General features: G+C 47.3%; 34 protein-coding genes and 1 pseudogene. 25 read left to right on the top strand and 10 right to left on the bottom strand.

What is annotated here, in order from left to right; all coding sequences use genetic code 11:
* The first annotated feature begins 695 nt into the window (after positions 1–695).
* Genes JGK39_RS05050 through JGK39_RS05015 form a run of 8 tightly spaced genes read left to right on the top strand, consistent with a single transcriptional unit; the run spans position 696 to position 7,026 of the window.
* Entirely contained in the window at positions 696–1,028 is a 333-nt protein-coding gene (locus tag JGK39_RS05050) for a hypothetical protein (protein WP_293295883.1), read from the top strand.
* Positions 1,029–1,030: 2 nt separating this feature from the next.
* Entirely contained in the window at positions 1,031–1,372 is a 342-nt protein-coding gene (locus JGK39_RS05045; protein ID WP_293295885.1) for a hypothetical protein, read from the top strand.
* Positions 1,373–1,398: 26 nt separating this feature from the next.
* Complete coding sequence (locus JGK39_RS05040) at positions 1,399–1,749, top strand: hypothetical protein (protein ID WP_293233143.1); 351 nt, start codon at positions 1,399–1,401, stop codon at positions 1,747–1,749.
* Positions 1,750–1,762: 13 nt separating this feature from the next.
* Positions 1,763–2,545, top strand: coding sequence for a hypothetical protein (locus JGK39_RS05035; RefSeq protein WP_293295887.1), 783 nt, complete (start codon positions 1,763–1,765; stop codon positions 2,543–2,545).
* Positions 2,546–3,112, top strand: coding sequence for a hypothetical protein (locus JGK39_RS05030; protein WP_293295889.1), 567 nt, complete (start codon positions 2,546–2,548; stop codon positions 3,110–3,112). It abuts the gene before it with no gap.
* A 6-nt stretch (positions 3,113–3,118) separates the two neighbouring features.
* Positions 3,119–3,460, top strand: coding sequence for a hypothetical protein (locus JGK39_RS05025; RefSeq protein ID WP_293295891.1), 342 nt, complete (start codon positions 3,119–3,121; stop codon positions 3,458–3,460).
* Positions 3,457–4,311 carry a hypothetical protein gene (locus JGK39_RS05020; RefSeq protein ID WP_293295893.1) on the top strand — a complete coding sequence of 285 codons (855 nt, stop codon included), beginning with the start codon at positions 3,457–3,459 and terminating at the stop codon, positions 4,309–4,311. Before JGK39_RS05025 ends, JGK39_RS05020 begins: the two co-directional genes overlap by 4 nt.
* Before the next feature lie 3 nt (positions 4,312–4,314).
* Positions 4,315–7,026, top strand: a complete 2,712-nt coding sequence (locus JGK39_RS05015; protein ID WP_293295895.1) for a hypothetical protein — start codon at positions 4,315–4,317, stop codon at positions 7,024–7,026.
* Positions 7,027–7,673: 647 nt separating this feature from the next.
* Here the strand turns inward: JGK39_RS05015 and JGK39_RS05010 are convergent.
* The 5 genes from JGK39_RS05010 to JGK39_RS04990 all read right to left on the bottom strand — a co-directional run bounded on the left by JGK39_RS05010 (position 7,674) and on the right by JGK39_RS04990 (position 12,981).
* Positions 7,674–9,137 (bottom strand): bifunctional DNA primase/polymerase, encoded by a 1,464-nt coding sequence (locus JGK39_RS05010; protein WP_293295896.1) that lies wholly within the window; start codon positions 9,135–9,137, stop codon positions 7,674–7,676.
* A gap of 3 nt (positions 9,138–9,140) precedes the next feature.
* Positions 9,141–11,867, bottom strand: a complete 2,727-nt coding sequence (locus JGK39_RS05005) for a hypothetical protein (protein ID WP_293295898.1) — start codon at positions 11,865–11,867, stop codon at positions 9,141–9,143.
* A gap of 242 nt (positions 11,868–12,109) precedes the next feature.
* On the bottom strand, positions 12,110–12,439 hold the full coding sequence (locus JGK39_RS05000; protein ID WP_293295900.1) for a hypothetical protein: 330 nt from the start codon (positions 12,437–12,439) through the stop codon (positions 12,110–12,112).
* Complete coding sequence (locus JGK39_RS04995; protein ID WP_293295902.1) at positions 12,436–12,651, bottom strand: hypothetical protein; 216 nt, start codon at positions 12,649–12,651, stop codon at positions 12,436–12,438. The genes JGK39_RS05000 and JGK39_RS04995 overlap by 4 nt, the downstream gene beginning before the upstream one ends.
* A gap of 39 nt (positions 12,652–12,690) precedes the next feature.
* The gene (locus tag JGK39_RS04990) at positions 12,691–12,981 is read right to left on the bottom strand and encodes a hypothetical protein (protein ID WP_293295904.1); all 291 of its coding nucleotides are present in this window, start codon (positions 12,979–12,981) and stop codon (positions 12,691–12,693) included.
* 486 nt (positions 12,982–13,467) lie between these two features.
* Here JGK39_RS04990 and JGK39_RS33560 point away from each other — a divergent pair, with 486 nt between their 5' ends.
* Positions 13,468–13,749 carry a helix-turn-helix transcriptional regulator gene (locus JGK39_RS33560; protein ID WP_366048744.1) on the top strand — a complete coding sequence of 94 codons (282 nt, stop codon included), beginning with the start codon at positions 13,468–13,470 and terminating at the stop codon, positions 13,747–13,749.
* 192 nt (positions 13,750–13,941) lie between these two features.
* On the opposite strand, the gene JGK39_RS04985 is transcribed toward JGK39_RS33560, so the two are convergent.
* Both JGK39_RS04985 and JGK39_RS04980 read right to left on the bottom strand, forming a co-directional pair.
* A complete protein-coding gene (locus JGK39_RS04985) occupies positions 13,942–14,481 on the bottom strand; it encodes a hypothetical protein (RefSeq protein ID WP_293295906.1) in 540 nt (179 codons plus the stop codon).
* A 154-nt stretch (positions 14,482–14,635) separates the two neighbouring features.
* Positions 14,636–14,917, bottom strand: a complete 282-nt coding sequence (locus tag JGK39_RS04980; protein ID WP_293295908.1) for a hypothetical protein — start codon at positions 14,915–14,917, stop codon at positions 14,636–14,638.
* A 188-nt stretch (positions 14,918–15,105) separates the two neighbouring features.
* Here JGK39_RS04980 and JGK39_RS04975 point away from each other — a divergent pair, with 188 nt between their 5' ends.
* The 14 genes from JGK39_RS04975 (at position 15,106) to JGK39_RS04915 (ending at position 22,752) form a co-directional block, all read left to right on the top strand.
* Positions 15,106–15,252 (top strand): hypothetical protein, encoded by a 147-nt coding sequence (locus JGK39_RS04975; protein ID WP_293295910.1) that lies wholly within the window; start codon positions 15,106–15,108, stop codon positions 15,250–15,252.
* Positions 15,253–15,256: 4 nt separating this feature from the next.
* Complete coding sequence (locus JGK39_RS04970; RefSeq protein ID WP_293295912.1) at positions 15,257–15,652, top strand: hypothetical protein; 396 nt, start codon at positions 15,257–15,259, stop codon at positions 15,650–15,652.
* Positions 15,622–15,939: a hypothetical protein gene (locus tag JGK39_RS04965; protein WP_293295913.1), complete on the top strand. Its 318-nt coding sequence runs from the start codon at positions 15,622–15,624 to the stop codon at positions 15,937–15,939. The genes JGK39_RS04970 and JGK39_RS04965 overlap by 31 nt, the downstream gene beginning before the upstream one ends.
* 74 nt (positions 15,940–16,013) lie before the next feature.
* Positions 16,014–16,226 carry a hypothetical protein gene (locus tag JGK39_RS04960; protein ID WP_293295915.1) on the top strand — a complete coding sequence of 71 codons (213 nt, stop codon included), beginning with the start codon at positions 16,014–16,016 and terminating at the stop codon, positions 16,224–16,226.
* A 129-nt stretch (positions 16,227–16,355) separates the two neighbouring features.
* Positions 16,356–16,580: a hypothetical protein gene (locus JGK39_RS04955; RefSeq protein WP_293295916.1), complete on the top strand. Its 225-nt coding sequence runs from the start codon at positions 16,356–16,358 to the stop codon at positions 16,578–16,580.
* Positions 16,581–16,714: 134 nt separating this feature from the next.
* Positions 16,715–17,248, top strand: a complete 534-nt coding sequence (locus tag JGK39_RS04950) for a hypothetical protein (RefSeq protein ID WP_293295918.1) — start codon at positions 16,715–16,717, stop codon at positions 17,246–17,248.
* A 185-nt stretch (positions 17,249–17,433) separates the two neighbouring features.
* Positions 17,434–18,207, top strand: coding sequence for a hypothetical protein (locus tag JGK39_RS04945; protein WP_293295920.1), 774 nt, complete (start codon positions 17,434–17,436; stop codon positions 18,205–18,207).
* A gap of 47 nt (positions 18,208–18,254) precedes the next feature.
* Entirely contained in the window at positions 18,255–18,524 is a 270-nt protein-coding gene (locus JGK39_RS04940) for a hypothetical protein (RefSeq protein ID WP_293295922.1), read from the top strand.
* Entirely contained in the window at positions 18,517–20,262 is a 1,746-nt protein-coding gene (locus JGK39_RS04935) for an ATP-binding protein (protein WP_293295924.1), read from the top strand. Before JGK39_RS04940 ends, JGK39_RS04935 begins: the two co-directional genes overlap by 8 nt.
* Positions 20,263–20,271: 9 nt before the next feature.
* Positions 20,272–20,559: a hypothetical protein gene (locus JGK39_RS04930; RefSeq protein ID WP_293295926.1), complete on the top strand. Its 288-nt coding sequence runs from the start codon at positions 20,272–20,274 to the stop codon at positions 20,557–20,559.
* Positions 20,560–20,590: 31 nt separating this feature from the next.
* Positions 20,591–20,797, top strand: a complete 207-nt coding sequence (locus JGK39_RS33555) for a TFIIB-type zinc ribbon-containing protein (RefSeq protein WP_366048750.1) — start codon at positions 20,591–20,593, stop codon at positions 20,795–20,797.
* Positions 20,772–20,900, top strand: coding sequence for a hypothetical protein (locus JGK39_RS04925; protein WP_293295928.1), 129 nt, complete (start codon positions 20,772–20,774; stop codon positions 20,898–20,900). The genes JGK39_RS33555 and JGK39_RS04925 overlap by 26 nt, the downstream gene beginning before the upstream one ends.
* Before the next feature lie 27 nt (positions 20,901–20,927).
* Complete coding sequence (locus JGK39_RS04920) at positions 20,928–21,680, top strand: hypothetical protein (protein ID WP_293295930.1); 753 nt, start codon at positions 20,928–20,930, stop codon at positions 21,678–21,680.
* 412 nt (positions 21,681–22,092) lie between these two features.
* Positions 22,093–22,752 carry a Uma2 family endonuclease gene (locus tag JGK39_RS04915; RefSeq protein ID WP_293295932.1) on the top strand — a complete coding sequence of 220 codons (660 nt, stop codon included), beginning with the start codon at positions 22,093–22,095 and terminating at the stop codon, positions 22,750–22,752.
* 46 nt (positions 22,753–22,798) lie between these two features.
* Here the strand turns inward: JGK39_RS04915 and JGK39_RS04910 are convergent, their stop codons facing one another.
* Both JGK39_RS04910 and JGK39_RS04905 read right to left on the bottom strand, forming a co-directional pair.
* Positions 22,799–23,008 (bottom strand): hypothetical protein, encoded by a 210-nt coding sequence (locus tag JGK39_RS04910; protein ID WP_293295934.1) that lies wholly within the window; start codon positions 23,006–23,008, stop codon positions 22,799–22,801.
* Positions 23,009–23,107: 99 nt separating this feature from the next.
* Positions 23,108–23,590 (bottom strand): thiol-disulfide oxidoreductase DCC family protein, encoded by a 483-nt coding sequence (locus JGK39_RS04905; RefSeq protein ID WP_293295935.1) that lies wholly within the window; start codon positions 23,588–23,590, stop codon positions 23,108–23,110.
* A 348-nt stretch (positions 23,591–23,938) separates the two neighbouring features.
* Between JGK39_RS04905 and gltX the strand changes: the two are divergent.
* Positions 23,939–25,372: pseudogene (gene gltX, locus JGK39_RS33550) on the top strand (glutamate--tRNA ligase); the annotation flags it as partial.
* A 465-nt stretch (positions 25,373–25,837) separates the two neighbouring features.
* Complete coding sequence (locus tag JGK39_RS33545) at positions 25,838–26,272, top strand: CAAD domain-containing protein (protein ID WP_366048774.1); 435 nt, start codon at positions 25,838–25,840, stop codon at positions 26,270–26,272.
* Here the strand turns inward: JGK39_RS33545 and JGK39_RS04895 are convergent.
* Positions 26,269–26,519: hypothetical protein (locus tag JGK39_RS04895; RefSeq protein WP_293302224.1), on the bottom strand; the 251-nt coding region annotated here is incomplete at its 5' end. The two genes, JGK39_RS33545 and JGK39_RS04895, sit on opposite strands and share 4 nt — an antisense overlap.

Raw genomic sequence — 26,519 nt, 5'->3', positions numbered from 1 at the left:
AGCGCTGGACGAAAAAAAGAAGATGTGGGAGATCGTGGCAGACGCATTAAATAAATATTTAAATACATAAATATTTTTATAAATATCAATTTATGTTACCCGTCGGTCACTCGGCGGGTGTTTTTTTTATCTTGTATAAATGCGAAGAAAGAACAAGATACATCGCAAAACTTACCCCAGCACTTTTTATGCAGGTGCCGGGGCGCAGGCAAATCCGCCCTCTTGTATTTCGCTTCGCAATTATTGCGCCAAGTATTTTTTGAGCAAGCCTCAGGTTTTGCGGTTGCTCAAGAAAAAAGAATTGTGTGCCGTAAGTTTCAAGAAAAAGCTTTTTATCGTTGACCAACCACCGGAGGAATAATGAGAGCAATTTACAACCTTAACCCCACACAGTCTCAGCAGCAGCTCCCCCTATCTCGAAATGCAAAAATCCCCGTTGCTGTCAGTGTGACTACAACGGCATCGGTTGCGCTTGCAGCTAACGCTAACAGAGCTGGTTTCTCCTTTTATAATGCAGGCCCCGCCACGGTCTTCATGCGCGAAGGATCGACCGTAAGCTCCCTCCTTTACGAACAGCCAGTGCCTGCCGGGTATCACTATGATAGTGAGCCAAGTGCTTTTCGCTATACGGGAGCTGTGAGCTTGATTACGGCGGCGGGGACGGCAAGTGTGATAATGAGCGAGGCCACTGTTTAATGGGGACACTTACTAACTTAAATAGTGGTGTAGCAGGGCTTCAATTTAAAGTTGTAAATACAACTGTTCCTGCTGCGGCGTCAAATTTGGTGAGTGTCGATCTCAACCCGGTTTTTGGCGCTGGCTTCGATTTTTCGAGAATCAGGGCCGTAAGTGCGATCGCTACCCTGACCAGCGGCTCGAATTCTCTGCGGTTTCCCCCTGGAGGCATTGGTTTAGCAGGGTATAGTTATTTTCTATCCCTCTCTAATAATTTTGTTGTCATTAGAACAACAACTGACTCCGGACTGGTCTTGGGGCTGCCAGCAAGAGTTATTATCTGGCACGAATAATCATGCCTAGCGAACCTCTATTCACAAACTTCTTCGGTGCCGGCGCAACCCAAACAGGCACTGAAATCATCATCCTAAAAAATGATTTAGTCGCACCAGCGGGGCTCGTGCCAAGCTACACCTTCACCCCCGCTGCGGTCAATAATGCCGAGTCAACGGCATTGGCTGTTTTCTTGCGGTGGCAGCGCAATCAAGACCAGAGCTCGGATTCTCAATTTCGTATTTCTCCCTTCGAGCAATCGCTCGAATTTCAGTTTAATAAGTGGTTGCGAAGATACACTTGTCAAATCGAAATTTGGCAAGATGACGCAACGTCTTCGATCCCAAATCCCAATTCAATCTAATAATTCAATCTAATAACTGATTAACTATGGCGATCGACAAACCTTTAACGACTTTTTTCGGCCCTGGGGCTACTCAGACCGCGACTTCTGTCACCATTTTGAAAGCCGACTTGGTGAGCACTCGCAACCCGCTGGGCTTTGTTGGCTTGACGGCAGCCGCCAATAATACAAGCGAGAGCATTATTGGAGCTATGTTCCTTCGTTTCAACGAGCAGCAAGACACCTCGAACGACGCGCAGTTTGCCATTTTCCCGCAGGGGACTTCGATCATCAACGAGGTATCGGATGGGGTGAGCAAGCCCTTCACCCAGTACATATTTACGGTTCGGATACTGGAACCAAGATTGACTGAGACGCCAAATCCTAACTTGATTTAATTTGGAGAAAGCAATGGCAGGAGCATTCACGAACCAACCTCGATCGACTCCGATCACAAACCAGCAGCAGGCTACTCAGTTGGGGCAAGGAAATTTTTCCTCAATGCAGCAGCAGCAATTTGGGAACCCACAGATGCAGGGATTTGGGGGACAGCCCGGAGGGATGAATGGCAATATTTATCCACTCGGACAGCAATTTGGACACACCACAATTTATGCCGTGGTGGAGAGTGGGCAACCTATCATCATCGACCCCAAAACAGGTGAAAAATACCCCCCAGGCTATATTCCCACTATTCAAGATCCAAACACATGGGAGCAGTGGCAACCCGGACAATCCTGGGCTGAAACAATGGAGCTAGCTAATGCGGAATTTTCGGAAGGAATGAGGCAGGCTGTAGAAACTCTTGTAAGGCCGGGCGAAGAAGCGGCCGCCGAGACGGCGCAGGGATTCTTGAAAGACTTGAGTGGCGCTGCCAACAAGTGGACGGGACAAGCCTCTCAGAATTTGTATGGCAAGGACAACAAAACCTTAAAGGACATCCAATCACGAGCCAGCCAAGCCGGGAAGCAAGTAATCAATCAAGCCCCACAGGTTGCACAACAAGCTATAAAACAAGCCCCACAGATTGCTCGGCAGGCGGGGCAAGCGGCGAGTCAAGTAACAGGGCAGGCGACTAAATTTTTCAGTGGGAGCGGTAGCGCAGCCCCCGCCGCCAGCGGTGGCGCAATGCGATCGGCTCTGACTTCTGTTGCGGGCGAGCGTGCCTTTGTTTCTGGGACTAGGAGGAATTAAATGGCGATCCATATGCCCGATCGAATTGCTCAAATTGCCGCAAAAATAACGCCCGCAACAAGCGGGCAAGAGGCAATTTTGTACACTCCCAGTACCGCTACGGTATTGGGAACAAACATTAAGTACCAAGGGTACATGGCCACGGTTCGCTGCATGGCATACATTGATTCCATCGGCGAAACGTTTGCCCCCAATATTTTGCCGACGGACACGGAATCGCAGAAAGAACAGAAAAATCAATTTTTTAGAGCCAATTCTAAAAAGGCGTTGATGGTCTATTTGCGAAGCCCCCAAAACGAGGATTTTGAAGCGGGGCTGATAGATTTGTACAACGTCAAGCCTGTATTTTTGGCGGGGATAGACGAATACTTCTCTGGCGTCACAATATACGGGATAAAATTCGGGTGGCGAATTGTGGCCAAGATGATAGATCGCGGATTTGGGCTATTACAAAACAATGCTGGCGCAGGGAAACAGAATGATTGGCTATCTATAACCGGGTATGTGGAAGAGAAATCTAGTTTGCTTCAAGACCACAACAATATTGTTTACAACTTTATTCAATAGTTAATAATGCTCAACTGTTGCAACAACCTAAACAGAAGTCAGGCGGGTGGTTTGCCGGGAAGCTTGACCGAAGACACTACTGCGACAGTTACTGTTGGAGCTTCTCCAACGGTTGTTCTGGCAGCAGATGCAAGTCGAAAACTCGTAAAACTATATTTAACTTCTTTATCTAATCCTGCGGGAGAATGCTGGATTAGATACGGGACTGGGGCAACACTGACAAACTCAGCACATCCTTTGCCTCTGCGACATTTATTAATAATTGATGAGCAAGCTGCAAATGCAATTTCCGCTATTTGCTCCTCTGGAACAGCTCAATTGCGGGTAAGCGCCGCGAATGCCTCATGAAGAATTTTGGAGTGTATCAGCCGCCTTCTGGGATTGAAAATGTTAGGCGATCGACTCAAATTAATTCCCTCAACAATCTGAATAATCCCAAAAAAACATTTGACGAAATGATCGAGCAAGGATGGGGAGGCAACATCCCTAGCCCTCTTTTGCCATCTTCCTCATCTTCCCCCTCCCCCCCTCCTTCCTCTTTTGTTCCCCTGCCTCCTGGAAATGTTTCAGCCTCTCAAATTGATGCAGCCACAAGGAACTGTCCTAATTTATGTGTTACCTTAGTCAACTTTTGGGGTGCTGGGGGAGGCGAAGGCCCTTCGGACAGTTACGGGGGAGACAGGGAGGGAATCTGCCTCAGACCCAGAAGTGCATGGGATTCGATGACTGGCGCGGTGGTTGGAACGATCACAAGCTGGGAATCCGAATATGTTTATGAAATTCCGGCTGACGAAGCTCATTATTCCCTTTCTAGTTGGTTTGAATCGTTTTACAACTATTCTCTGGGAACCAACTGGGATTATTTCGAGGTAGACAATCCTACCAGATCCAGGTGCTTTTCTCCCCCTCCTTCCCCTTCCCCTTCCCCATCACCCTCTTTCGGTGGCAACGCTTCTCCACCCCCTCCCCCAGGAAAAAATATGTGCGGATGCGATTGTAATACGATAGCAACGATTGTTGAAGACAAAATAGCTGGTCGCGACAAGTTGATCAAAGACCACATTGACCAACGAACGATCGAAGAATTGAAAGCTATCAACAAAATGCTGCAAGGGATGAAGATCGACTTGAATTTACAGCCCGTTATCGATCGCCTAAACCAAGTGGAGGCGAACTTATGGAACGGGGCAGGAGGATAGGAAGTGGCAACCCCCATAACTTTTCAACCTCAAACAATCACCATTGACGCCAGTGCGCCAACAACAACGGCTGTACCGCGACAGGGATTAAAACTGGGAATAAACCTGGGTTCCTCAACGGGAGGAAAACTGTCCGCCCCCATTCGCCCGCCAGCTTACACCCCCCAGGTGCAGGTAGTTAAAAATGTTCCGGTAAACCTCAAAAGCGCGGCTCCAGTTGTTGCTCAAAAAGCTGCCGTTGGCATAGGAATCAAAGGACTTGGCGTGGGTCTGGGCGTCGCCGGGGCAGTTGTCCAGGATCTAGTTTTCCCGGAACCAGCAGGGTTCGGCTCTGATATGGTTGGCGGGCGACCGATCCAGCAAGTGCGATCGCAAATTTCAGATCCGAGAGATAGTGGGGCATTCCGCCCAGCGACAGCCCAATCGCCACAGCGGCAACCACAAAGACAAGTACAATCGCCAGTCGGCCGCCCCGATCCATTTGCGCCGATTTTTGAATTTGAGCCGATAGCACAACCACAACAAGCGCCAACGCAACCAGCCTCGCGCCCACAAATCAAAACGCCACAGGTAGCGGAAAAGCCCAGACCGGCATTGGACATAAATTTAAACCCTGGAACTGGAACAATAACCCTCGCTCCGGTAAGCCCCAAAGGTAAGCCTTTGACCACTCCTTCCTTACTTGATGAAGTGACCCAAGGCGGAGTTAATTTGTTGACTCCGATAGTTGATTTTTTGAAAAAACTCGACTTAGACATTCAGCAGTTAAAACAAGGATTTCAATTAGATTTTTCGCCTTTACTTCAAGGGATTTCCGATTTAATAAATCCCCTTTTTGAAATGATTGCAGCAATTCCGCAGACGTTTGATGCTGAAATCGTGCGACCGATAATGGAGGGAATTGTTGAACTTTTGACTCCGATCGCAAATCTAACTGCGACTGGCGTAGAAATCGCAGCAAAAAACCCACGGACTACCAGCGAAACAGTTGCCGAGATGGTTGCGCCGATAGCTGTAGGCATAGCGCTGATTGGAGTCGCTTTAGACGGGTTGGGAAAAGCCATCAGTGGCATTTCCTTGAAATCGGTAACCCAAATCCCTCAGGGCATGGGCGTGGCGGCACAAATTCCAATAGGCATGAACGTGGCTGCACAAATCCCTCTGGGAATGGCTACCGCCGCACAAATTCCAATAGGCATGAACGTGGCTGCACAAATCCCTCTGGGAATGGCTACCGCCGCACAAATTCCAATAGGCATGAACGTGGCGGCTCAAATACCGCTGACTATGACAGCAGTAGCGGAGTTACCACAAACTCTCACAGCAACTGCGGATTTAACAGAAGTAGATGTGGCGCTAGCTGCTTTGCAAAAAACGCTTCAGAAGACTCAAGAAGGCTTAGACAAATGTTGCAAAGACATCTCAGACAAACTGAAGCGTAAAAAGCGCGAAGATGACGATAGATTCCCAGAATTCAAGAACAATGGATTTATTGAATGCGATGGCGCTACCATTCCCTACGATTACGCCGGCGAGGGGTTAAAAGGGCTAAACAAGCAACTAGACGTAATCCTGGGCATGAATAAAATGCTCATCAAAAAAGTATGCGACATTGATGCGCCGACATTTACCTTCCCTGATATTTTCGGGGGCGGGACTTACGTGTGTGACGAGACTTTCGGCACTTACAATTATTCTGGCGTCGGATTACTAGGGCTCCAAAGCCAGATTGACAGAGTGCTGGATTTCAACAAAAAGATATTAAATCAAGTTTGCGACATCGAAATAGAATTCCCGCTAATCCAGGGCGGGGGGACTTATGTGTGTGACGAAACCTTCGGCACTTACAATTACTCTGGCGTCGGATTACTGGGGCTGCAAAGTCAAATCGACAGGGTATTAGATTTTAATAAAAAAATCTTGGATGAGGTTTGCGATATTGATGTACCTGCATTCACCTTCCCCGATATTTTTGGAGGTGGGACTTACGCCTGTGGTAGCAGCGTATTTGACGGCAGCTATTCTGGAGTCGGCTTCCTCGGGTTGAGCAGTCAGATAGACAAGCTGGCTGCAATCAGTACGAAAATCCTCGGCGAAGTGTGCGAATCTGACGCGAAGATTTCCGGGGATATTAACTTTCTGGATTGCGAAGGTGGCACTCAAGTTTTGCTTTATAACGGCGATGGGATGGCCGGCTTGTCGAGCCAAATTTCAGCGTTTACCGAGCTACAAAAATTGACTTACGCCAAAGCTTGCGAGACTCCTACTTGCTACCCGGTGCAACCGGGCGAAGAATTTGCAGAGTTTGATGTGCCTAAGCAATTGGTATTGACCTGGGGTGAAAATTATCCCAAGCAAACGGGGAGCTTGTGGCACACTCAAATCCCGAATCCCCGCGAGGATTTGGAGTGGTGTCGTGACTTTGACAACTTGATTTATATCAAGGGGAATATCTACGGCCGCTTGCTTTGGGGCGCTTCCAAAATCAAATCCGGTGTGCGTGCCGAGACAGCGGAAGAGGCGGAAAGGATTCTAGATTTGATAGATGGTTTGTCTGTTTCCGAAGGTAAGCTGCGGATAACAATAGGCGGCGCGGTCAAACTAAATCCGGCAGTCCGATCGGTGCGCTGTGTTCGCGCTGCGATCGCACAACTCGGCGCGAATGGGGTTGCTGAGACGGTAAAATGCTTCGTTCCGCCGATCGGAGGTTGCTGATAAAACGCAGAAAAAGTGTCCCAAAAATGGGACGTTTTTTAAGCTACGACCACCCAGCAACAAAGTTTCAATTTGTTTTACCCATTATTCCTCTTCTGGCTTGTTGTTTAAACATTCTAGATCATTTTTTGCAGTCATCAGGATGTATCCCTTCACTTTTCATAAACGCTTTAAGGTCACGGTATGCGTCAAGCAAGGCAATGTAATTATTCCAGTGATCGGAAGTGTAAAATTCGGTAGAAGTAGACCTTAAAAAATTTTCGTCACGAGGAATATCGTCTAAACACTCTCTAGTGTGTCCCCAGTCACCTTCGAAAACGGACTCAAACCTGTTTACGAATTCTTGGACTTTAGGTAGTAATAGGTCATCAGGCATAAGTTTTTGAACTCCAACTGACTAACATGGGAATTTTTCATTCCTCTTTTGTACGGTAAAACTCTGCCGAAAGTGTCCGAAATTTCGGACACTTTTCAGCTTTGGAAGTTTTTGCGTTTCCTCCTTCCGGTTTTTTTTGGAAAAACTTAGCTGGGCGCTGGCATTGCGGTTTAGGTTTTAACTCTTCTAAAACTCTTAAAATCAAGAATCTAATAAGTAAAACTTATTGTCTAAAACGCCCTGAAAAAATTTTTCAACCTATAATTTTCACTTATCTATTTTTTGCCTGGATTCGGCCCCTTCGCCGACGGCATGAGACTAGCCGATGCTCCAGTAAATAGATATTGGTATGAGGCTTCCACCAGTGCTCGTGCAAGAATAGCAAGCCATCCTCGGCACCTAAATCGGCGGGCATTCCCTTCAATTGTGGCAATTTTTCTAGTAACTGCTTCTTGATTATTGGGGGGACTCCCGATCGCTTTTGCTGAACTGGTGTCGGCTCCATGCGGTAGGAGTTACAAAGGTGGCGGCTAACAGTTGATTCAGACAACCCCCGATTGTTAGCGATCTCCTCTTGCTTCCCACCGTAGAATTCAAAATCCGAATCACAGTACAGAAAACGGGAACCCCGTACCAGTACCCGCGCCGGTATTTCGCAGGTGTGAAGGGTTCCCGGCTGCACTATGCGGCTCGGAATTTTTTCAGGGTCTTTGCCTTGAGCTTTGAGTGTTTCGATTTCCTCCTGGCGTTTGCAGTAAAGTGAAAGCTTTTGCTGATGTTGAGCTTCGATTTCTGTGGCGAGTATGTGGAGCGAGCTCAAATCATCTATCTCAATGGCTGCGATCGGCCCTATTTTTTCTAGACCGGCGATCGCGACAACTTTTTCAAAACTTGTGTAATAGATTTTTATTTGCTTACCGTCTTTTTTGAACTCTCGGATAAGTCCTGATTTTTTGGCTTCGCGAAGTAATTCGTACACCCGACGTTTGCAAAGATTGAGGATGCGACTTGCTCCCAGCAGCGTAAAAGTTCCTATCCCGCAACCGGTTGGTTTTCCACCGGGATTCCAACGGGATAGATCGAATCGACGCGCCAGCAGCCAGATTCTTATCTGACTACCAAAGTGCGCGTACAATCTGGCGGGAAATCTCACCAAATCTGGCTCCTCATCGCCGACATACTCGCTATGCCAGTTTTCGCAGAGTTCAATTAGCCATTCTGGTGCCGGCAAGGGCGGATTTTGCAGCGGGCTGTTGATCCACTCATAGGGTTTGCCGATGCCGGGGTGGATGCTTGGCGGCAACACGCTTTGATGGTTGAGCCATCGGAATTCCAGGCACTCCTCTTTGCCGTCGTCACCTGATATTCCGGTGCCGATTCTGCGGGTGCGGAGGCGATGCCATTCCGACTCTGGTACCGAAAATAAGCACTGTTTTCTGCCAGCTCGGCCACTTGTCCAGGCAGTTGTTCTAGAGAAAATTGCGGTACTATTTTCGCCGGCTAATTTGACTAGAAGTTTGGCGGCTGATTCGCCATCAATGTCTACGGCCAGCAATCCGTTTCCCAGCTTCAGTCCAAGACCGGTTGCCTTGCCGCTTTCTAGTTCAGTGAGAATTTCTAGGCGATCGTACTGCCTAGAATTCCATTTTTTCTGATACGCCCGCTTGCCTTTGACTGGTACTAGCGGCCAATCCTCGGGAATTTCTAGTAGGGTCGGTAGTGAGGTGGCTTGCATTTGTTAATCCACCATTTGCTGCGGCACTATATCTCTGAAAGGCGTTAGTTCCGTTTTTCCGCTTTCCCATTTGACCTCTAGTGCCAGCCTTTCGGTTTTTGCGTGCATCGCTATCACCTTCCCCCGCCGGGGCGAAAGTTTGTCTACAACGTACTGACCGACTCTTAAGTTGGAAAACTTCTGTAACTGTTCAAGGCTGGCGCTGCGAGCTTCTAGTTTTTGAGTGAATATATTTTTGTTGTGTTCTTCTGCCACTGCTAATTCTTCTTCTGCATGAGCCTTCCAGGCAAGAAGGTTCTCGCGCAAGAGATTTATGTCTTTTTGAATGCTGAAGCCTGGAACGCTGCTTGGAAGCGAAATTACTGGCGAAATATTCAATGAGGAAGCATTGCTTGATTCGGCGTATTTTTTGTCACTCCATTTCACCCAAATTTGTGGTAGCCCGCCTGGTGAAAAGTCAAGCTTGGTGACTATACCGTGAACTCCTTCGTATATTTTTTTTTCGACGGTTTGACCGATCTCTATTTTTTCAAAAGTGTCGAGTTCTAGTAATCTGTTGCGTGAGTCATTTATTTGTTTGTTGAGCGCATTTTTTACTCGCTGCTGTGTGGCACTGGCTAGTTTCTTGTTGTCACGTGCGATCTCTTCGTTTGCCTTTTTACGCTGCTGGGCTATTTCTGTCTTTAGTTCTGTGTCTACAGTTGCGCCTGCATTGTCTATGCCTAGGGCTTCCGCGGTGTCTACGGTTGCGTCTACATTGTCTACATCTAGGGCTTCCGTGGTGTCTACTTCTACTGAGAATTTTGCATTTTGTTCAAGAGTTTTAGGTACTAATTCGGTTGTATCTTTTGTTAAAAGCTCCCAAATCATTGGCTGATCTACTACTACTCTTAGATTGCTTTCGTGTATCCATTCTGTAAAACCGCTAGGTTTCAAGCAGTTGACTTTTTCTCCCTCAATTTCTATGATTTGGTATGGCTCGCCATTTCTGTACTCGTCTTCAAACCTCCGCACCAATAACCCTATCTGACCTTCTGTTTTGTCTGGGAGCGTGGGCTCTGAGATGTTGGTGGTGTTAATAGGTAAGAGCTTGGTAGTTGTTTCTCGCAAAGCTGCTGCATTTACCATTGCCCGGATTGCTAATTCTGCCTCTGCCAATTGCTCCCGTAACCGCTGGTTTTCCTCTGTTAATGCGGCTGTATTATTGCTGACAGGTGTGGACAGAAACTCGAAGTGCAGCACCCAGACTAACTTGTCTTGCCCCTCGAAATATGTGTCAATAAATTCTTGCGCTGTCGCAACCATGCCACCTTCTTCTTGCAGGTCGATGGGTGACATTTCTGACAGATACTGTTGGTATGGCCGTCGAGTAAGCTTGATGAATCCTAGTTCGTGTCCGCCGCGGTGGCGACCTTTGTTTAGTGCTGGGATGGCAATATTTTCGTCGAAGTATCGAATGAAGTTTTTGGCGTAATCATCTTGCCACGCACGCCGAGTCTGCGTTTTTTTGCCAGAAGTTAGCTCGTCAATTGTACGGCTAAAACTTATTCCCATAGCTTTGGGCTTGGAGTGCGGAAACAATTGATTCAAGCTGGCAATCAAATCAGCAGCAAATTCCTTGCCCTCATTCTCTGGGAGTTCGATCGCCTGCGCGAGTGCTAGTGTCTTCAATCTTGCTGGAGTTACAAGAGCTTCGAGTAGGTCACCTGCGAATTTATCTTCCCAGTTTTTGATGAATTCAATGGGGTCTTTCTCATGGGAGTGAGGTTTCAGGGCTAAACCCTGCGGCCACTTGTCGCTATATATCGTGTCTTCCTGTGGAAAATAATAATATGTGTTTTTCCCGGTATTCCAAACTAATTCCGAATCCCAGTTAGTATCTTTTTGCTCGCCCGGAACCAGCTCCATTTCGGCGTAAGCAATGTAAATCGGGCTGCTGCCCCCATCCACTGTGACAAGCGCTTGGTTGCCTTCTTTATGTTGGTAGATGGTTCCCTTTTTCCCTTCCAATCCTTGGGCGAAAATTAGCACTCTGTCGCCCTTGCTAGCAGTTATTTCATTTAATGGGCGGGCGGGTTTTTCCGCGTCAGTCAATATCCTTAGCTGGCTAGCATTAAGCGAGACGGATTTGACTCCCCCGCTATAAAATTGGACGTGGATGTTGCCTAGCTTATCTACTTTTGTAATAATTCCTCTGTCTTTTTTGAGGGTTTGTGTTGCTTCAACTGACACGCCTCTGGTAAAGCCCAAGCTCTGAATAGCGCTTCTGAAGTCTTCACTTCGCTTTCCTGAAATCTCAAATACTGCTATTTCTAAATGCTTCTTTGTAGCCTTTTTCCCCTCTGCCGTGGCCAGTTTCTTTGCATACTCGATCGCCTTGAGTTTCTCGCTGATGTCGGGGAGATCTTTTAAGGGGCGGAGGCAGGCGCTGGGGATATTCAAAATTATCGGTTCGTCGTATCGTTTGGCAATCTCTTTTTCTAGTTGCGCCACCACTTTCGCATCTTCAATTAAGCGGTAAGCGTTTGATGCTGATTTGCCAAATTCAGTCTTGCAGTAGCCTTCAAAGGTTCGATATCCGAGTGCTTTATATGCTTTTCTGTCCCGCGCCTGAATAAGCATTGACCCTAGGCTGTCAAAGTTATCCTTGATAGCTTGGGTGATTGACTCTGCTTCTTTTCGCCCCATTTCGGTGGTGGGCGTCGGTCGATCGACTACGGCTGTTGTCATATCAGTTTTCCTCCCAAGATAGTACGTAAAAATTCAAGAGTTTTTATTACTGATTCAACTTCTGAATACGCAGATATACAAGCTTGTCTTTCCTCTTTGCTTAGGTCGTTTAGCGCCGCTTTATTTAGCCGATTTTTAATTGCTTGTAAGTAATAGATGTCGAGTTCTAGTTATTCCATTGGGTGATTGAGTGTAAGCGATCGCACCGACTAGAGCGCGATCGCACGCCATGCTGTTCAGCACTACGCTTCAAGTTCAAAGTCATCTTGCAGAATGTCCCCGGCCAGCTCGGCCAGTGCCGACGGGGAAAGGGCTTCCAATAATTTCATTGCTTCTGCGACAGGTGCTGCAAATTCCCCGTGGCGCGGCTTGATTTCTATTAATTGCGCCGAGGTCTTATCGATGCCGTGATAGGCGGCCAAGCCCACTGCCATTTTTTCGTTCCAGGCGAGCTTCTCCAGTTTGAGAAAAAGTAAGCCGAGAGTGGTTCTATCTCGCACAAGGATTTTGATTAATTCGTCGTTTGCGTCGTAGCCACTCTTGAAAGTATCTAGGGGGTTGATTTGACTCATTTGATTTCCCATAAGTCTCCGAAATTTGTTACTTTTCCTGCTGCCTGCAATTCGCGCAGACGGCACATGATTGTTCCTGTGGAATGGAATCCGGGCATCTTGAGAGAGATTTTGTGGGCTGTTTTAGGGCCGCCTTTGAGGATTTCTAAGATGTCCTTTTTTCTGGCTTCGTTGATTGCTATGTGGTTGGCAATGGTTCGGCCTGTGTTCATGGGTTTACTTGCTTGATGGGGTGAGGGAAGAACGATCGCCTAATTTATTAGGTAGAGTTTGAGTCTCCAGACGATCGCCCGGAGCGTCATGCTTGGCAGGTAAAAAAGGCGCCAAGCCTTAAAAAGCCAGGAGTCAAATACAGGTTCCATGGCGTCCTCGTAATGGTTTTCTACTAAGTCCAAGTCGCTAACACCTGCCAGATCGGGATGCTCCTGGGTGTAGGCTTTCTTCCAGATGTCAAAGGCCTCCCAAGCGTCAGAGGAGATAATGTCCCTGTCATGATTTAGATAGTCCCAAAACCACATTCCGTACCAATTCTGATTAGTCATGTTTGTTGCCGTGTATTGATGGGAGAAAGGCGATCGCACGTCCTACCGCACGATCGCCGGCGAATGATAGGAAGGAAGTTTATAGGCAGTCCAGGTATTAGGTATTAGGTATTAGGTCATAGGCATCACCTCTGCTTTTGTGGAATCTCTGCGATCGCCCCCACGGTTAGGTGGCGGTTCATAAAATTGTTGGCAGGCTAAAAGCTGCACAAAAATCAGTGCGAGGAAATACCTATTCACTGCGGTAGGTGTGGAATGACAGACTTTGGGATATGAAGGGAGCAACTCTTACTTTCGCCACTGCCAGCCGATGCCCTCGGGTCTTATACGGTTAGTCGCGGCGATCGCTTGAGAGACCTTTATATTTGAGACAGGCAGGTCGTAGACGGCAAATCACCGACCTGCCTGTTTTTGTTGTACCTACCTAGCTAACGGTTAAGCCCTTGCGATTTTTCACTTGCGCTTAACCGTTATTTGAACTATACTATGACTCACAAGGAAAAACAAGTAGTAACGCCTGTGTTATTGCGAAAACGAATTAATTTAACGCAGAGACAGGCTTCCGACCTTCTTGGGGTACGGGAGTCAACCATTAGTGAATGGGAACGGGGGCTGTCTACTCCACACCTTTTACTCGTGCCGAAAATAATGGAGGTCTATGCGTGCAGCGCTGACGAAGTGGTAGAGGCCTTTGTGAATCTGCGGTCAAAGCCTGGCAATGGATCTCGAAAAACTAATGCTCTGGCTGTTCCGAACCTTGAAAACTAAATAGTTCAGCCTCCCCGGCTATTAACCCGGAGAGGCTGACATAACGGGCTGTTGACTTTGCCTAGTGCGGGCGAAACGAATCCAAAAGGTTTGCGTGCTGCCTTTCGATCCGATCCTTGACAACTAAGTAAGCCTCCGCAACTAAGAAGGCTGGGGAGGCTAGTATTCCAAGCTCAATTAAGTCCGGCTAAGTCAGTGCGGGCGGAAAGAGTTTAGGAATGTTTGCGTGTTCTCTTGGTATGGGCTAGAAACTGCCATTGCGTATAATCGATTGCCCACAAACATTTTGCGAACGATCATTTTGACGGGTTGCGTTCGATGTTGCAGGTGCAGCTCGATACCTGGATTTCCATTTAAGGCAAAACTTCTTTGGGCGACCAGGGCGAATTCTTTGCTGATAGTCTCGTCCGTCCAGCTCTTGCTAGCTTCCGCTTGCAAGAACTGCTCGCGGTTTTGATTGCCGAACCGACTGCCATCGGTATCGGCGTCATACCTCACCATGTAAAACTCACTTCCTGTTTCCACTGAGAACGTTTTGCTGTTCTTTGAATTTGTAACCTCCTTGACTTGTGTTGGTGGCACAAATATAGAGAACCGTCCCTCCGGGTGAAAGAAATCATTCCACCCGTGCTGTCCAGGCGTGCTGGAATTTACCGCAGCAGGTTGCTGCTGCTCGTAACCGCGCACATGAGTCTGAACTAAGTTCGGAGCCGTTCCGATCTTGGTCGGCACAAGATACCGAGTGTTTGTAGCGGCCGAATAGTTCTCCAATCCCCGAGCCAACCGCTCCAACTGGTCTGGCCGACCAATGAAGTAACCCAACCCTATCCACCCCGCTACCGCCAACAGCTTGCGCCATTCGATTCGTCGTTTAAAGTTCATTATCTTAAACTCCAGTCAATTCCTGAATTTTAAGCGATTTCAGCCGCCAGCAAAACCGCGCAACCACGCAAATTGCACGGCTCCTCGAAAAATGTCCCATTTTTGGGACATTTTTTCTGCAGCCCTTGCCAATCAAGGTTTCGCTCTCTCGGTGGCGGCAATGATTTTTACTGTGGCCGTGGCGAAAATAGTCAGGCGTCTCCTCGATGCTGAAATAGCAAAAGCTCTGTTTTTCAGGATCTTGCTCCAGTTTTCTAGCCTTGTCTGAAAAGAATAATTCATACAAAAATGTCCCATTTTTGGGACATTTTGATAACCAAGTTTGTTGACAATCAAATATTGAGGCTCGCTACACGCCTCTCCAGACTTGCGGGTGACGCCGCAAGATTAACGCTCTAACCAAGCACACGGGCGAGCGCTCTGGGTAGATCCGGCGATCGCCCTTCCTTTTTCAGCTACTGACAATCATACCTTATGCCTAAAATCAAGCTCAAGAAATACGAACAGGCTCTTGCTCTCCTTCCAGGATGCAAGGGTTTGGATCGGTTAGTGCTCTATGCCGATCTCAAGACTCTCGGTTATCGCTGGGATATTGGCGATCGTAAGTGGTTGCTGAGGTGATGCCATGGCAGGCTTGCCTCAACACAGCTTTTTCGACGACGACAGCGAATACCCCGACCTGAGTTGTGGCGAACTCGCTGTCAAGCAATACCTGCGGTTGATTTGTTCTGCTGATTATCGATCGAAACCTTTTATGGATGATGACCTCGATCGCGAAGGTCTGCCATCGCCTACCAACAACCTCCCACTACCAACCAACGTAGTGACGATCGGGCGACGAGTTACTCCAACGCTCAGAATCAAAATTATTCGGGCATTAGAGGTGTTTCCTACTAAGAGTCAAATCAGGGTTTACCAGTTGTTTTCTGAGGTTAAAGCTTGTGGTTTTAGATACGATTGCAAACAGAATGTGTGGGAGTTTCAGACGAAATGGAAGAGTTTACGTTCGAGCAAAAACTGAAAATCCGCGACTATTTTGACGATCCGAATTACCCGCAGCCTCACGGCGAGGTTATGGCAACCCAATTACTATCAGCAATGATTGCCTCTGGTAAGTACGAACTCGAAGAATACCCTAGGCTCGTTGAAGCGGCTATCCGATTGACAGGTATTTTTGTGATTCGGCTTGACGCCCAAATGCGTGAATTGCGCGAGTTAAGAGACGACAACAACCCAAAGTCTCCAGCCTCAGAGAACGATTTGAATTCTGACCCCGACTCTGAGGCTTATGACCCCATCCCTTTCTAATGAATTGGCGGCACCTGCCAGTGGGTAAAAGTGGTGTGGCAGATTGTATCAGAGATAATTACTAGGAGGAAAAAATGACAAAAGAGCGTAGGCAGATTGCGAGCATGATGCTAACGGGAACCAAGGAAGAAATCAGTTTTACCCTAGCGATTTTGATGTTCCGGGGTTGCCTTTGGGAAAGCGACAAAATTTATCATCCAGTCGGTGATAGTAGATTCAATTACTTCCTCAATAATGTGACTGCACCTGTGGAATTGCCAGGAAGCCTAGTAATAGCTACTCTCTGAGCAAACTCTCATGAACCAGTATCTAAGTGAATGTAGTTTTGACTTTTGCCACATTTAGTTAAAATGCCCCTGCGCTGATATCAACAGCCAGGGGCGTGACCATCCTAGTAATTTCAAGCAGAGGATAGTATGAGTATTATAACCCTTAAAAAGCAAATAACGCCAAGTGAATTTCGCGCCTTAACAGGTTGGTCGGTTTACAAAATGAGTCGCGTATCGGATATCCCCTTGCAGAGTCTCTACAACTATCTCAAGAGTCCTGACGACCCTCGCTACAGAGAACCCAAGCCTTTTATTAATCGATTCTTCGCAGTCCTTTATCAACTCCATCAAGCTGAATTAGTCGGCGACTAAAAGTTAGTCGGTGACTAAAAGTTAGTCGGTGACTACTATGCCCGCCCCTCAGAGGCGGGTTATTTTTTGTCTATACGAATCGATTTAGAATCGATTTAGAATCGATTCTAAATCGATTATCACTGAGGATTGCCATGATTGAAGATGAGACCGTGATTGATATAGATGCTGAGCAAATCGATTCCGCGGAGCATGAATCGATTGATGAGCGCTGGTATTCGGCAGCGCAGGTGCAACGAATTCTCGGATTGAATAAGGCTGCGCTCCAAAAGGCGATCACTAAATTGACGAGTATCTATTCGCTCAACATTCATACTTTGCGACGTGGCGGCGCTCGCGCCACCGAATATTCTCATGTCGCGCTGGAGGCGATCAAACTGCTGAATACTGGAAAGTTTGGCGAACTCCGCAAACTGGTAGGAAAGCCGGCACCCTCTGATTCCGGGTCTGCCAGCGCGATCGTATTTGTTGGTGAGCATCATCAAGTCGCGGCCAGTGCTGCAAGTGTGGCTGATAATAATCTCGCTCAAATCTCTTCCTTTAAATCTGGCTTGCTCAACAACTACCGCGAACTGGGGCGGGCTTTGGGTAAGCAGGCAGCCGCAGAAGTACGACTTGGGTTTACTGAAGAAGTGAAAGCAGCCCTTTCAGATTTACAGGAGTCCTAAATGGTTTTTTATAAAGTCAAAATTTTGAGGTGTTACAACAGCCCAAAAATTGTAACCGTGACCGCCAAAAACTCTCAGCAAGCTGTTCGCGCAGCGGCTGCCGATTTGAGAGCCGAAGGGGTCACGGATGCGCGGGGTATTGAAGTAATTGGTCAAGTTAAAAGTTTGAGGGGTTGAGGATGGCAATGGATCTAACGAACGCTCAAGTTTTGGATTTTCTAGTGGGTGGGTCGCTAATTGATTCTGGCGGATCGTTGATGCAAGAGAAATACAATATCAGCGATGACATCACCACTTACTCGATCGAGCAATGGGCAGACTTGCACGATCGATCGGTTAAAGCTCAGTGGTTTCTCGATAATTACGAGGAAATAAAATCTAAGTTTGAGACGGTTATTAACGGTCAGATAAAGTTTAGGCAGTTTCAAGGCTGGCTCTACGACAAGGGGTTTAAGGGAGCCTCCAAAATGAAGGAGGCTGAAGTCAAGGCTTTGATCGCAGAAAATGACCACCGGGAAGCGGTCTCGCAGCAAGACTACTTGCTTGAAAAAGAAAAGGAAAGGGGGACTAACGAAACATCTGAATTTAGTCGCGGTGTGGATGCCGAAATCGCTAATTCCATCGCAGCCTACAAGGCCAGTATCGATAAAGATATTGCGGCACTAGAAGGCAGCCCGCAATTTCAATCTGCAATTGAAGAATGGAAAAAATCTAAATCAAAAGAGTTGACATGGGCGACAGCGGCATTAAAAGGCGGAGCGCACGGGTTGGCTCATCCAAAGTTTGCCGGGGCTGAGCCGCAGCCGACTTTAAGAGGCGGCTCATGGACTTGGGGCGGTCAGCGGCCGACAGATAGTGTGAATAGGGATGTAGCGAGAACTGTAAACAGCGTGGCTTCTAATTTTGGTCGCGGGCTGGGAAGGGTGAGTCGGTTTTTTGGCATTGGAGGTAAGTCGTGAAAAGTGATTTCTTCTTGATCTTCGGCTGTTTTTCGGCAGGATTGTTTTTGAGTAATCTGACTTATTTGGTTCCAAGCCACTTTTGGTTTTTTACTGTTGCGGGGTTCTTGATTGCGATCGGGTTGTGTTTTCCCGGCAGTGCCGAAATTCTGCGACGCTGGTCGGCAGTAGCAATTTTGGTCGGAATGCTGGCAAATAACTGGGAACTGCTAGGGAAACTATCAGTAGTTCAATGGGGCGTTGGAATTACTTTAGTAGTTGGAGTTGCAGTTGCAATTATTGGAGCTATTGGGGCGATCGGAGGGCAAAATGGCTAAGTCGTTTGCGATCGGCAGCGCGATTGGCGGTATGGCTTTTCTGCTGCTGTCGATCGCGCCGATTCCGGCAAAGCAGTTTGCTGCGCTGCGGGCTGTAGCCGCTGGCGTTGGGTGTGGACTGTTTGGGGTCGGATACTGCGCCGCCAAAGCCAGCGAAAAGAAAGAACAGGAACTTGCGATAGAAAAGGCAAGAATTCGGGAAGAAGAAGATTTTGAGAGAGAGCAAATATTTAAGGATAAACTGGCGATCGCTGAATCTCAAAGAGAAGCATTCGTCGTTGAAACTAAGCAGAAAGAGGTAGCTCGCATTCAGGTTGCGGTTGCCGACTACACGGATGATGTTCGCGATGCTTACGTTGCTGTTCAAGATGGCAAGGGAAGGCTCGATCGGTGTTTGTTGAATCAACCTGCACAGGACATCGAAGAGCAATTTTTGCCGCCAGAACCGGAGGCAGAATTAAACCCGATTGTTGAGGAAGTTAAGTGTACAAAAGAATCTTTTGCTGCCAAAAAAGCCAAATTGCTCAAATTGTTAAAAGGGCATGAAAGTGGTTGGATGCTTAAAATCCTCAAAAAACCTCTTCTTATTTATGGCGGTCAAGGCAGTGGAAAATCTTACTTTGCTGAGTTTGTAGCCCTCTGCCGATATTATCTGCGCGACCATCAAATTGTGTCTATCGCAGACCCACATTTTCATCAGAACAAGGATGAATGCTGGCAGCATTTGGGCAGGCTGGGTGTCCCCGGGTACGGAGCGCATCACAATTACAAAGAGGTTAATTCCCAATTGCTGTCAATGTACGAGAGTTTTGCTGTCCGCACACTGAAAAGTCTTCCACAAACTCGAATTTTTGATGAGTTAACTCGGTACAAAGAGGAGGAGGATACCAGGGAGGCTGCTGCTAAATTAGGTTCCAAATTGTCAAGCGATGTTCGGAAAGCAAATTGTTCTCCGATTGTAATTGCTCACGGAATAACTCTTGCAATCTTGGGCGGTGCGGATGGATTTGCTGAGGCTATAAACGAGAATTTTGTCAAGCTGAAGCTAAACTCCAATGATGAACAAGAACCTCTATGGCGCGGAGCCATATCAGGTATCAAAGACGAAGAAGGAGAGACGATAGAGGGAATGAAAGTATCGATTGCTGAAGATTGGATTCGATCGAGTTGGGTATTTAATCTGTTCAATTCTGAGACCGGAGAAGCTGAGGATTTAGATAAAACAGTTCCAGAAACTCAGCCAGAAGTTGAAACGAATCCTGCGAAACTCAATCGCATCATGGGCGAATCGACAGACCGTTGGATAGCCGAGTCAACGCCGGAAATGCTCGATCAGCTTAGGGAAAAGTGGCTCGCTGATTTTACTACCTCCGAAGCGGAAGTAACTTCAAATACTACGCCTTGGGATGAAGTGCCAAAAGTACGGTCGGAAGCACCAGAAGTACGCAATAGCAGCACTTCCGGCACTACTTCTTTACTACCGGAAGATGTACGCTCGAAGGCTTTAACGCGAATTTTAGTGCTTTTGGGTGAAGCGGGAAGTGCTTCGCCTGAAGTGCTTGAGTTAATACCGACCAACCCAGATAAGGCGGTCTGGATAGGGATAAAAATGCTTGGGAAAAGTATGACCGCAGTTAGCCGTGACATTTTCAACATGGGCAGCGGAGGCGCCAAATTCAAGAAAGCTCAAAGCTGGTACAAAAGCCTTGAAAGCAAGTTTGGGAAAATTGTTGAATAGGAGGATAAAATGCTAATTGGCAAAAATGGTAAACCGTTACATGGCGCTGCTAAGCAGGCTGTACTCAACAAGCATCTTGGATGGCAGAATGATGAGATTGGAGTTACTTTGTTAAGCGTGACCGATCGCATAACCAAGCTTGAACGGCGAACCAAATACCTCCCTATTACCGTGATTGCAGCGTTGTTTTTTGGCTGCGCTGCGGGAAAATTTCTCAAGCCAGATTTAGCGGTGCTGGCTGTAGGTTGTGGGAGTGCTGGTGCTGGGATGACTGTCGCCATCGCCCGCCAAAAATAACTGTCAAATTTAAAGAGGGAGCGTAAGTCAAGTGAAGTTTAAAGAAGCACGAGAAAAAAATTATTCTTGCCCCAAATGTGGCTCGACAAACATTGTTTTCGACGAGGTTTTCGGATTTTATACCTGTACCTCCTGCGCTCATATCTGGGCTCACGACGAGGATGACCCTGACTACGATGATATCGTTGACTTCAGCGAAGATTACCCTGGCTATGAAAAAGTTAGACCCTGGTCATGAGAAGTATGCAGCCGAAGTCCGACCTCCAAATCAAAGAGACTTTGGATGCGATCGGGCAAAAGCTCAATTCGGCGGGCCGGATGATGGGTATGTAGAGCAGTAATGGCAAGGTCGCGCCTTGCTTTTGTGTATGTTTGACAAGAAGCTGAAAGCAGTTATTCAGAAATATCTAGATGCGCGCACCAAGCTTTCAAAAAGTGGCGCTAAAGGGGCTATCACTAAATTAATAAATAGGGCAACTCCATCAGATTTATTATTGATTCCTGAAATCGCGAAAGAATTCGAGGGATTGCCTCAATGGTTTAAGTTGCGATTTCAAAAAGGCTCCCTGTATCAAGAAGGCGATCGAGTTTTCGGCTGGTACGCAGAGAATCAAGTTCAGGCCGTTAAGCTTCCCGTTTTGCTAGATAATTTTACGTATGACGATGGCGAGGAGATGCGTACAGTTAGATATATTAGGGTTGTTTTTGAGAATAAGGATATGGGCTTTTTTCCGCCTATTTCTTTACCCTTTGATGGAGTTTGTGTGAACGTAGCCGTTTCTGATGATTATCCTTTTTTGGCGTTGTGGGAGCACGGATGGGCGTCGCCCTGTGAAATTCAATGGAGCTGGTTTGGGCGTCCTCGGTGGTCGCACCTTGAAGGATATGTGGTTGAGCGGTCAATCATTTCCCACGGATTTTGGTGTGCTTGGAAGTGGTGGCCGGATTGCTGGCGTTGGTATTACAAAAAGCGACCGGAGCTTTTTGAGGATGCTGAGTGGTGGGGCAAGAAAGAATTGGTGAGGCATGAGCATGAGCCTTCTAATCCTTACGCGGCTGTTTTTAGCCCTAACAACACTGAATCCTTGAGGTCTCGTTTGTTTTATATCGACAACGATTAAACGATTAGCCGACATTTTGATTGCGATGATTTTTTACGAGCGCCCGCCGACCGGTGGCACGAAGCATTTAACTATCACAGCTAGCCTCTCGGCGTCAAGTTGTGCGATCGCAGCCCAGAGGTATCTTATGACCCTGGTGAGGTAAACTAGAATTTGAATATGGGAATGGCACGAGAAACGGGAGTGAGCAAAACGGCTACCTCTCGCCCTGTCACGGCGGAAGTTGCGGGTTCGAGCCCCGTCTGTCCCGTTCTCTCGTAAATCGAAATTCTAAGCTTTTGATAAACTTGTTTGTTGATTAAGCTGGTTCGTAGTAAGGACTTTAGTCCTTAAAAATGTAAACAAGGACTAAAGTCCTTGCTACGAACTTATGATAGTTACATAACCGGACACGATCAAGGAGTGGGAAAATATGCTCGTTACGCCCATTAAGCCATCACCGGAAAAAACTACACAACGGATAGTATTATCTAATATCAGTTGGCAGACTTACGAAAGCTTATTAGCAGAAGCAGGAAACAAGAGATCCTCGCGATTTTCATATTCTCAAGGAGTCTTAGAAATTATCATGCCATCAGACTTGCATGAAACTGTTAACTGTTTGCTAAAACAGTTTGTGACGACTTTAAGTGATGAATTAAAATTGAAACGTAAGGGATTTGGTTCGACAACTCTCAATCGTGAAGATTTAAAACAAGGTGCCGAACCGGATTCGTGTTTTTATATCCAAAATGTCGATCGCATTCGTGGAAGAAAAATTAACTTATCAAACGATCCGCCACCAGATTTAATCATTGAAGTCGATCTCACCAGTCCATCTACTAATCGGTTTGCTATCTACCAAAACCTGGGCGTTCCTGAAATATGGAGATATCTCGGAGAAGCTGTACAATTTTTTCAACTTCAGAATGGAGAATATGTAATCTGTGAATATAGTAGCACTTTTCTCATTGTTTCTTCAGAAATAATCACTCAATTTTTGCAGATGGCCGAGACGGAGGATGATATGACTATAATTGACGCTTTGCGAGTATGGGTGAGGGAGCAGTTGCGATCGCCCGAAAATGAATAATACTTAACTTAATTTAACTAATTCCTTTCTCCCACGGACGATCGACTCAAAGGTGTGGGATAATAAACGGTCGGAATATCTGATATGTCAAAACCAGGGCGATCGGCACTAGGATCGGAATAGCCACTAGCAGTCCCCATTTGCCAAACCTAAGTTTTTGACCGTCCGATTTGAACAGGAAAATCACAGCAGCAATTCCCATAAGTATCCAGAGACCACCGAAGCCCATGAAGACTGTATAGCCTGCATCTTGCATTTTTTTTGACCTTTAATAGTAGTCCATCTTTAATGTTAGTTGCAGTCTGTTTCTGCTGGCATCTTCTGATAGACCGATCGCACTTAACTCAATTTAACTCTATTCCAACTTTGCCCGACAGCGGCCTTCAGTTTCGCACTCGATCCGCGCAGTTCGATCGCCCATAATACTTGCTAAGTCCGGCCTTCCCGTCAACCTCAGCCGCCAATCGGCCCAAATTCCGTACAGCCAATTCGCGATCGCCCCAATCACCGGCAATTTAGTAACTGCATAAATCCAGCCCATTCCCAAAATCTCATAAATCCGGCGAAAAACCTCCACATTTTTCACCGTCGTACCGTCAGGTAACACCGCGTGAATCCGGCCCATCGCCGTTTCGTAGTCGATTCCGCCGTGGGCTTGCGGGTTGTAGCCATCCTCCGCAATATCCACAAACGAGACCAAACCTCGGCCCGCGTCCCGTTTTTTCAAGAAATTGACCTCCCGCACGCACAGGGGACATTCACCGTCGTACAGCAGTTCAATCTGCCAAGATGGCTTAATTTCAACAGATTCGGGAAACTCAGTTTTAGTCGCAGACATAGGGAAACTTATTTTAAGAGCGATCGCACACAAACATTTTACAAGAATTAATAATTATCGGGCGCGCCGACCCCATCCGGGCCGCAGTTATTGGTGCTTTAAAAAATAGGCCCAAAGGTCAATCCAGTCTTGGGTGCCGACAATGCTAATATCGTCAAGATGCAGTCTGCTGAGTTGCCCGAGACTTTCGCCCGATCGCTCAATGGCGCATTATCCCCTAATTCCAGGCAAACCAACTGCCAAGCACAACTTTTAAGCCGGCAACAAAATATAATAAAATTTGAAGTCTTAAACATCAGCTATTCCCCCAACCAGCAAATTGCCCTCAATCTCAAAGCAAAAATCTACATGAACGCCAGAGTCCGTCTAGCCCCCAGTCCCACCGGAAACCTCCACATCGGTACCGCCAGAACCGCCGTATTTAACTGGCTGTTTGCCCGCAACCAAGGCGGAACATTCATCCTGCGGGTAGAAGACACAGACGTAGAACGTTCTAAAAGCGAATACACCGACAACATCCTCGAAGGACTAACCTGGCTGGGGATGAACTGGGATGAAGGCCCGAGTTTTCAATCGCAGCGCCTAGAAATCTACCGCCAAGCAGTCCAAACCCTTGTAGACAAAGGACTCGCTTACCGCTGCTACACCTCCTCGGAAGAACTCGACGAGATGCGGGAAGCACAAAAAGCCAACAAACAAGCCCCCCGCTACGACAACCGCCACCGCAACCTGACTCCTGAAGAGCGCGCAGCTTTTGAAGCTGAAGGGCGGCAAGCTGTGATTCGGTTTATCATTGAGGACGATCGCACCATATCCTGGAAAGACACAGTGCGCGACACCGTAACCTGGAAAGGTAGCGACCTCGGCGGCGACATGGTAATCGCCCGGGCATCCAGCGGCGGCGCCATCGGCCAACCCCTCTACAACCTCGCCGTAGTTGTCGATGACATCGACATGGGCATCACCCACGTCATCCGCGGTGAAGATCACATCGGCAATACTCCGAAACAAATATTGCTTTACGAAGCTTTGGGCGCGACAATCCCAGAATTTGCCCACACGCCGCTGATTTTGAACGCGCAAGGGCAAAAGCTTTCTAAACGCGACGGCGTTACCTCGATTTCTGACTTCAAAGATATGGGTTACGTCCCCGAAGCTTTAGTCAATTACATGACTTTGCTGGGTTGGACTGCGCCGGATTCAACGCAAGAAATATTTACATTGTCCGAAGCTGCGGCAGTATTTACATTCGATCGAGTCAACAAAGCCGGTGCAAAATTTGATTGGGATAAACTCAATTGGCTCAACGGTCAATACCTGCACAAGATGCCTGTGCCGCAATTGACAGATTTGCTGATACCTTATTGGCAGAAAGCCGGTTATGAGTTTGATTCTAAGGCCGATCGCCCTTGGCTCGAACAAATAGCTGCTTTAATCGGCCCGAGTCTCGTTCGCTTAACCGATGCTGTCGGTATGTGCAAGTTGTTCTTCTTGCCAAATTTGGAATACGAAGAAGAAGCACTCGCACAGTTGCAGCAATCAGGCGCTGCACTGGCTTTACAAGCAGTTCTAGAAGCTCTGGAAAGTCATCCCACCCTAATAGCAGCAGAAGCTCAGAAAATCACTAAAAAGCTCAGTAAAGAGAAAAATCTTAACAAAGGGCTGATTATGCGATCGCTCAGAGCCGCTCTGACAGGTGCAATGCACGGCCCCGACCTGATAGAATCTTGGGTAATCCTTCACCAGCGGGGGACGGCTAAAACCCGCTTGCTTGATGCCATTAGCAACTTGAATTTGCCGGCAGTTGGTGTCGCGGCCCAAACTCCTACCCCAGAACAACCCAAAGCCGAAACTCCCGCCGAAACTCCCGCGCTCGAACAGCCAGCAGTCGAGGTTTCAACAGTCGAAACACCGACTGTTGAAACACCAGCAGCAGAGGTTTCCGCAGTCGAAACACCGACTATTGAAACACCAGCAGCAGAGGTTTTAGCAGTCGAAACGCCGACTATTGAAACAGCAGCGGAAGTTACAGCAGTCGAAACACCGACTATTGAAACAGCAGCGGAAGTTACAGCAGTCGAAACGCCGACTCTTGAACCAGCCGCGGAAGTTACAGCAGTCGAAACACCGGCTGTTTCAACAGTCGGAACGGAGGTTTCAGCAGTCGATATTTCGGCAGTTGAAACAGCCGCAGCAGCAGTTGAAATACCTGCCGCCAACCAGCAAAAAACTATTGCGAGTGGAGAAATGACTTCATCAAACGAACCAGAAACAACCGTTATCATCACCGAAATTCCTGCAGGGGATGAAGCAGACAGTTCGATCGGTAGCACAAAAGTCATCATTACCGAAGAACCACCAAATCAGACACAGCAGATCAAAGAACAAATTATTTCAATTTTGTCGGAGTTTCCTGCTTACATCGGCAGCTTTTACGAGCAGTACAAAAGTCCCCTGACAGTTGTCGGTGTCATTTTAGCGTCGATTGTTTCTTTGAAAGTGCTTTTGGGCGTAGTAGACGAACTCAACGACATTCCCCTGCTAGCACCTACATTCGAGCTAATTGGTATCGGATACACCGCGTGGTTTGTCTACCGCTATTTGTTGCGCTCTTCCAACCGCCAACAATTAGGTCAAGAAATTCAAGCTTTGAAAGAACAAGTTTTTGGCAAAAAGTCCTAAATTTTTGTTGGTAATTTGTTGATTTTGTACCCGATACTGACAATTTTAAATCTGTTGTCAGTGTCGGTTTTTTTTAAGGGTTTACGCCACTTGGGAGGATGGCACTCGCGAGCGGGGACAGCACTATCAATGGCGACACACCATACTAATACCATTTTTCTTTCTCCGCTGCATGGAATAGATCCTTTACCGGAAAGGATTTGAGGCGAACCAGGTCGTGGAGCTTCATACTGAATTGGTATCAGTC

The sequence above is a fragment of the Microcoleus sp. PH2017_12_PCY_D_A genome (assembly GCF_020738565.1).
Classification (GTDB): Bacteria; Cyanobacteriota; Cyanobacteriia; order Cyanobacteriales; family Microcoleaceae; genus Microcoleus.
This window is presented reverse-complemented; position numbering and strand designations above follow the sequence as displayed.

Excerpts from the sequence above, each read along its gene's own strand:
- JGK39_RS05030 (WP_293295889.1), top strand. The coding sequence starts at position 2,546 with ATGGCGATCCATATGCCCGATCGAATTGCTCAAATTGCCGCAAAAATA.
- JGK39_RS05005 (WP_293295898.1), bottom strand. The coding sequence starts at position 11,867 with ATGACAACAGCCGTAGTCGATCGACCGACGCCCACCACCGAAATGGGG.
- JGK39_RS05010 (WP_293295896.1), bottom strand. The coding sequence starts at position 9,137 with ATGCAAGCCACCTCACTACCGACCCTACTAGAAATTCCCGAGGATTGG.
- JGK39_RS05000 (WP_293295900.1), bottom strand. The coding sequence starts at position 12,439 with ATGAGTCAAATCAACCCCCTAGATACTTTCAAGAGTGGCTACGACGCA.
- JGK39_RS04930 (WP_293295926.1), top strand. The coding sequence starts at position 20,272 with ATGCTAATTGGCAAAAATGGTAAACCGTTACATGGCGCTGCTAAGCAG.
- JGK39_RS04950 (WP_293295918.1), top strand. The coding sequence starts at position 16,715 with ATGATTGAAGATGAGACCGTGATTGATATAGATGCTGAGCAAATCGAT.
- JGK39_RS04905 (WP_293295935.1), bottom strand. The coding sequence starts at position 23,590 with ATGTCTGCGACTAAAACTGAGTTTCCCGAATCTGTTGAAATTAAGCCA.
- JGK39_RS05040 (WP_293233143.1), top strand. The coding sequence starts at position 1,399 with ATGGCGATCGACAAACCTTTAACGACTTTTTTCGGCCCTGGGGCTACT.
- JGK39_RS04945 (WP_293295920.1), top strand. The coding sequence starts at position 17,434 with ATGGATCTAACGAACGCTCAAGTTTTGGATTTTCTAGTGGGTGGGTCG.
- JGK39_RS04925 (WP_293295928.1), top strand. The coding sequence starts at position 20,772 with ATGAAAAAGTTAGACCCTGGTCATGAGAAGTATGCAGCCGAAGTCCGA.
- JGK39_RS04960 (WP_293295915.1), top strand. The coding sequence starts at position 16,014 with ATGACAAAAGAGCGTAGGCAGATTGCGAGCATGATGCTAACGGGAACC.
- JGK39_RS05020 (WP_293295893.1), top strand. The coding sequence starts at position 3,457 with ATGAAGAATTTTGGAGTGTATCAGCCGCCTTCTGGGATTGAAAATGTT.
- JGK39_RS04995 (WP_293295902.1), bottom strand. The coding sequence starts at position 12,651 with ATGAACACAGGCCGAACCATTGCCAACCACATAGCAATCAACGAAGCC.
- JGK39_RS05035 (WP_293295887.1), top strand. The coding sequence starts at position 1,763 with ATGGCAGGAGCATTCACGAACCAACCTCGATCGACTCCGATCACAAAC.
- JGK39_RS04970 (WP_293295912.1), top strand. The coding sequence starts at position 15,257 with ATGGCAGGCTTGCCTCAACACAGCTTTTTCGACGACGACAGCGAATAC.
- JGK39_RS04920 (WP_293295930.1), top strand. The coding sequence starts at position 20,928 with ATGTTTGACAAGAAGCTGAAAGCAGTTATTCAGAAATATCTAGATGCG.
- JGK39_RS04935 (WP_293295924.1), top strand. The coding sequence starts at position 18,517 with ATGGCTAAGTCGTTTGCGATCGGCAGCGCGATTGGCGGTATGGCTTTT.
- JGK39_RS04955 (WP_293295916.1), top strand. The coding sequence starts at position 16,356 with ATGAGTATTATAACCCTTAAAAAGCAAATAACGCCAAGTGAATTTCGC.
- JGK39_RS04990 (WP_293295904.1), bottom strand. The coding sequence starts at position 12,981 with ATGACTAATCAGAATTGGTACGGAATGTGGTTTTGGGACTATCTAAAT.
- JGK39_RS05050 (WP_293295883.1), top strand. The coding sequence starts at position 696 with ATGGGGACACTTACTAACTTAAATAGTGGTGTAGCAGGGCTTCAATTT.
- JGK39_RS05045 (WP_293295885.1), top strand. The coding sequence starts at position 1,031 with ATGCCTAGCGAACCTCTATTCACAAACTTCTTCGGTGCCGGCGCAACC.
- JGK39_RS33560 (WP_366048744.1), top strand. The coding sequence starts at position 13,468 with ATGACTCACAAGGAAAAACAAGTAGTAACGCCTGTGTTATTGCGAAAA.
- JGK39_RS04975 (WP_293295910.1), top strand. The coding sequence starts at position 15,106 with ATGCCTAAAATCAAGCTCAAGAAATACGAACAGGCTCTTGCTCTCCTT.
- JGK39_RS04965 (WP_293295913.1), top strand. The coding sequence starts at position 15,622 with ATGGAAGAGTTTACGTTCGAGCAAAAACTGAAAATCCGCGACTATTTT.
- JGK39_RS05025 (WP_293295891.1), top strand. The coding sequence starts at position 3,119 with ATGCTCAACTGTTGCAACAACCTAAACAGAAGTCAGGCGGGTGGTTTG.
- JGK39_RS33545 (WP_366048774.1), top strand. The coding sequence starts at position 25,838 with ATGACTTCATCAAACGAACCAGAAACAACCGTTATCATCACCGAAATT.
- JGK39_RS04910 (WP_293295934.1), bottom strand. The coding sequence starts at position 23,008 with ATGCAAGATGCAGGCTATACAGTCTTCATGGGCTTCGGTGGTCTCTGG.
- JGK39_RS04915 (WP_293295932.1), top strand. The coding sequence starts at position 22,093 with ATGCTCGTTACGCCCATTAAGCCATCACCGGAAAAAACTACACAACGG.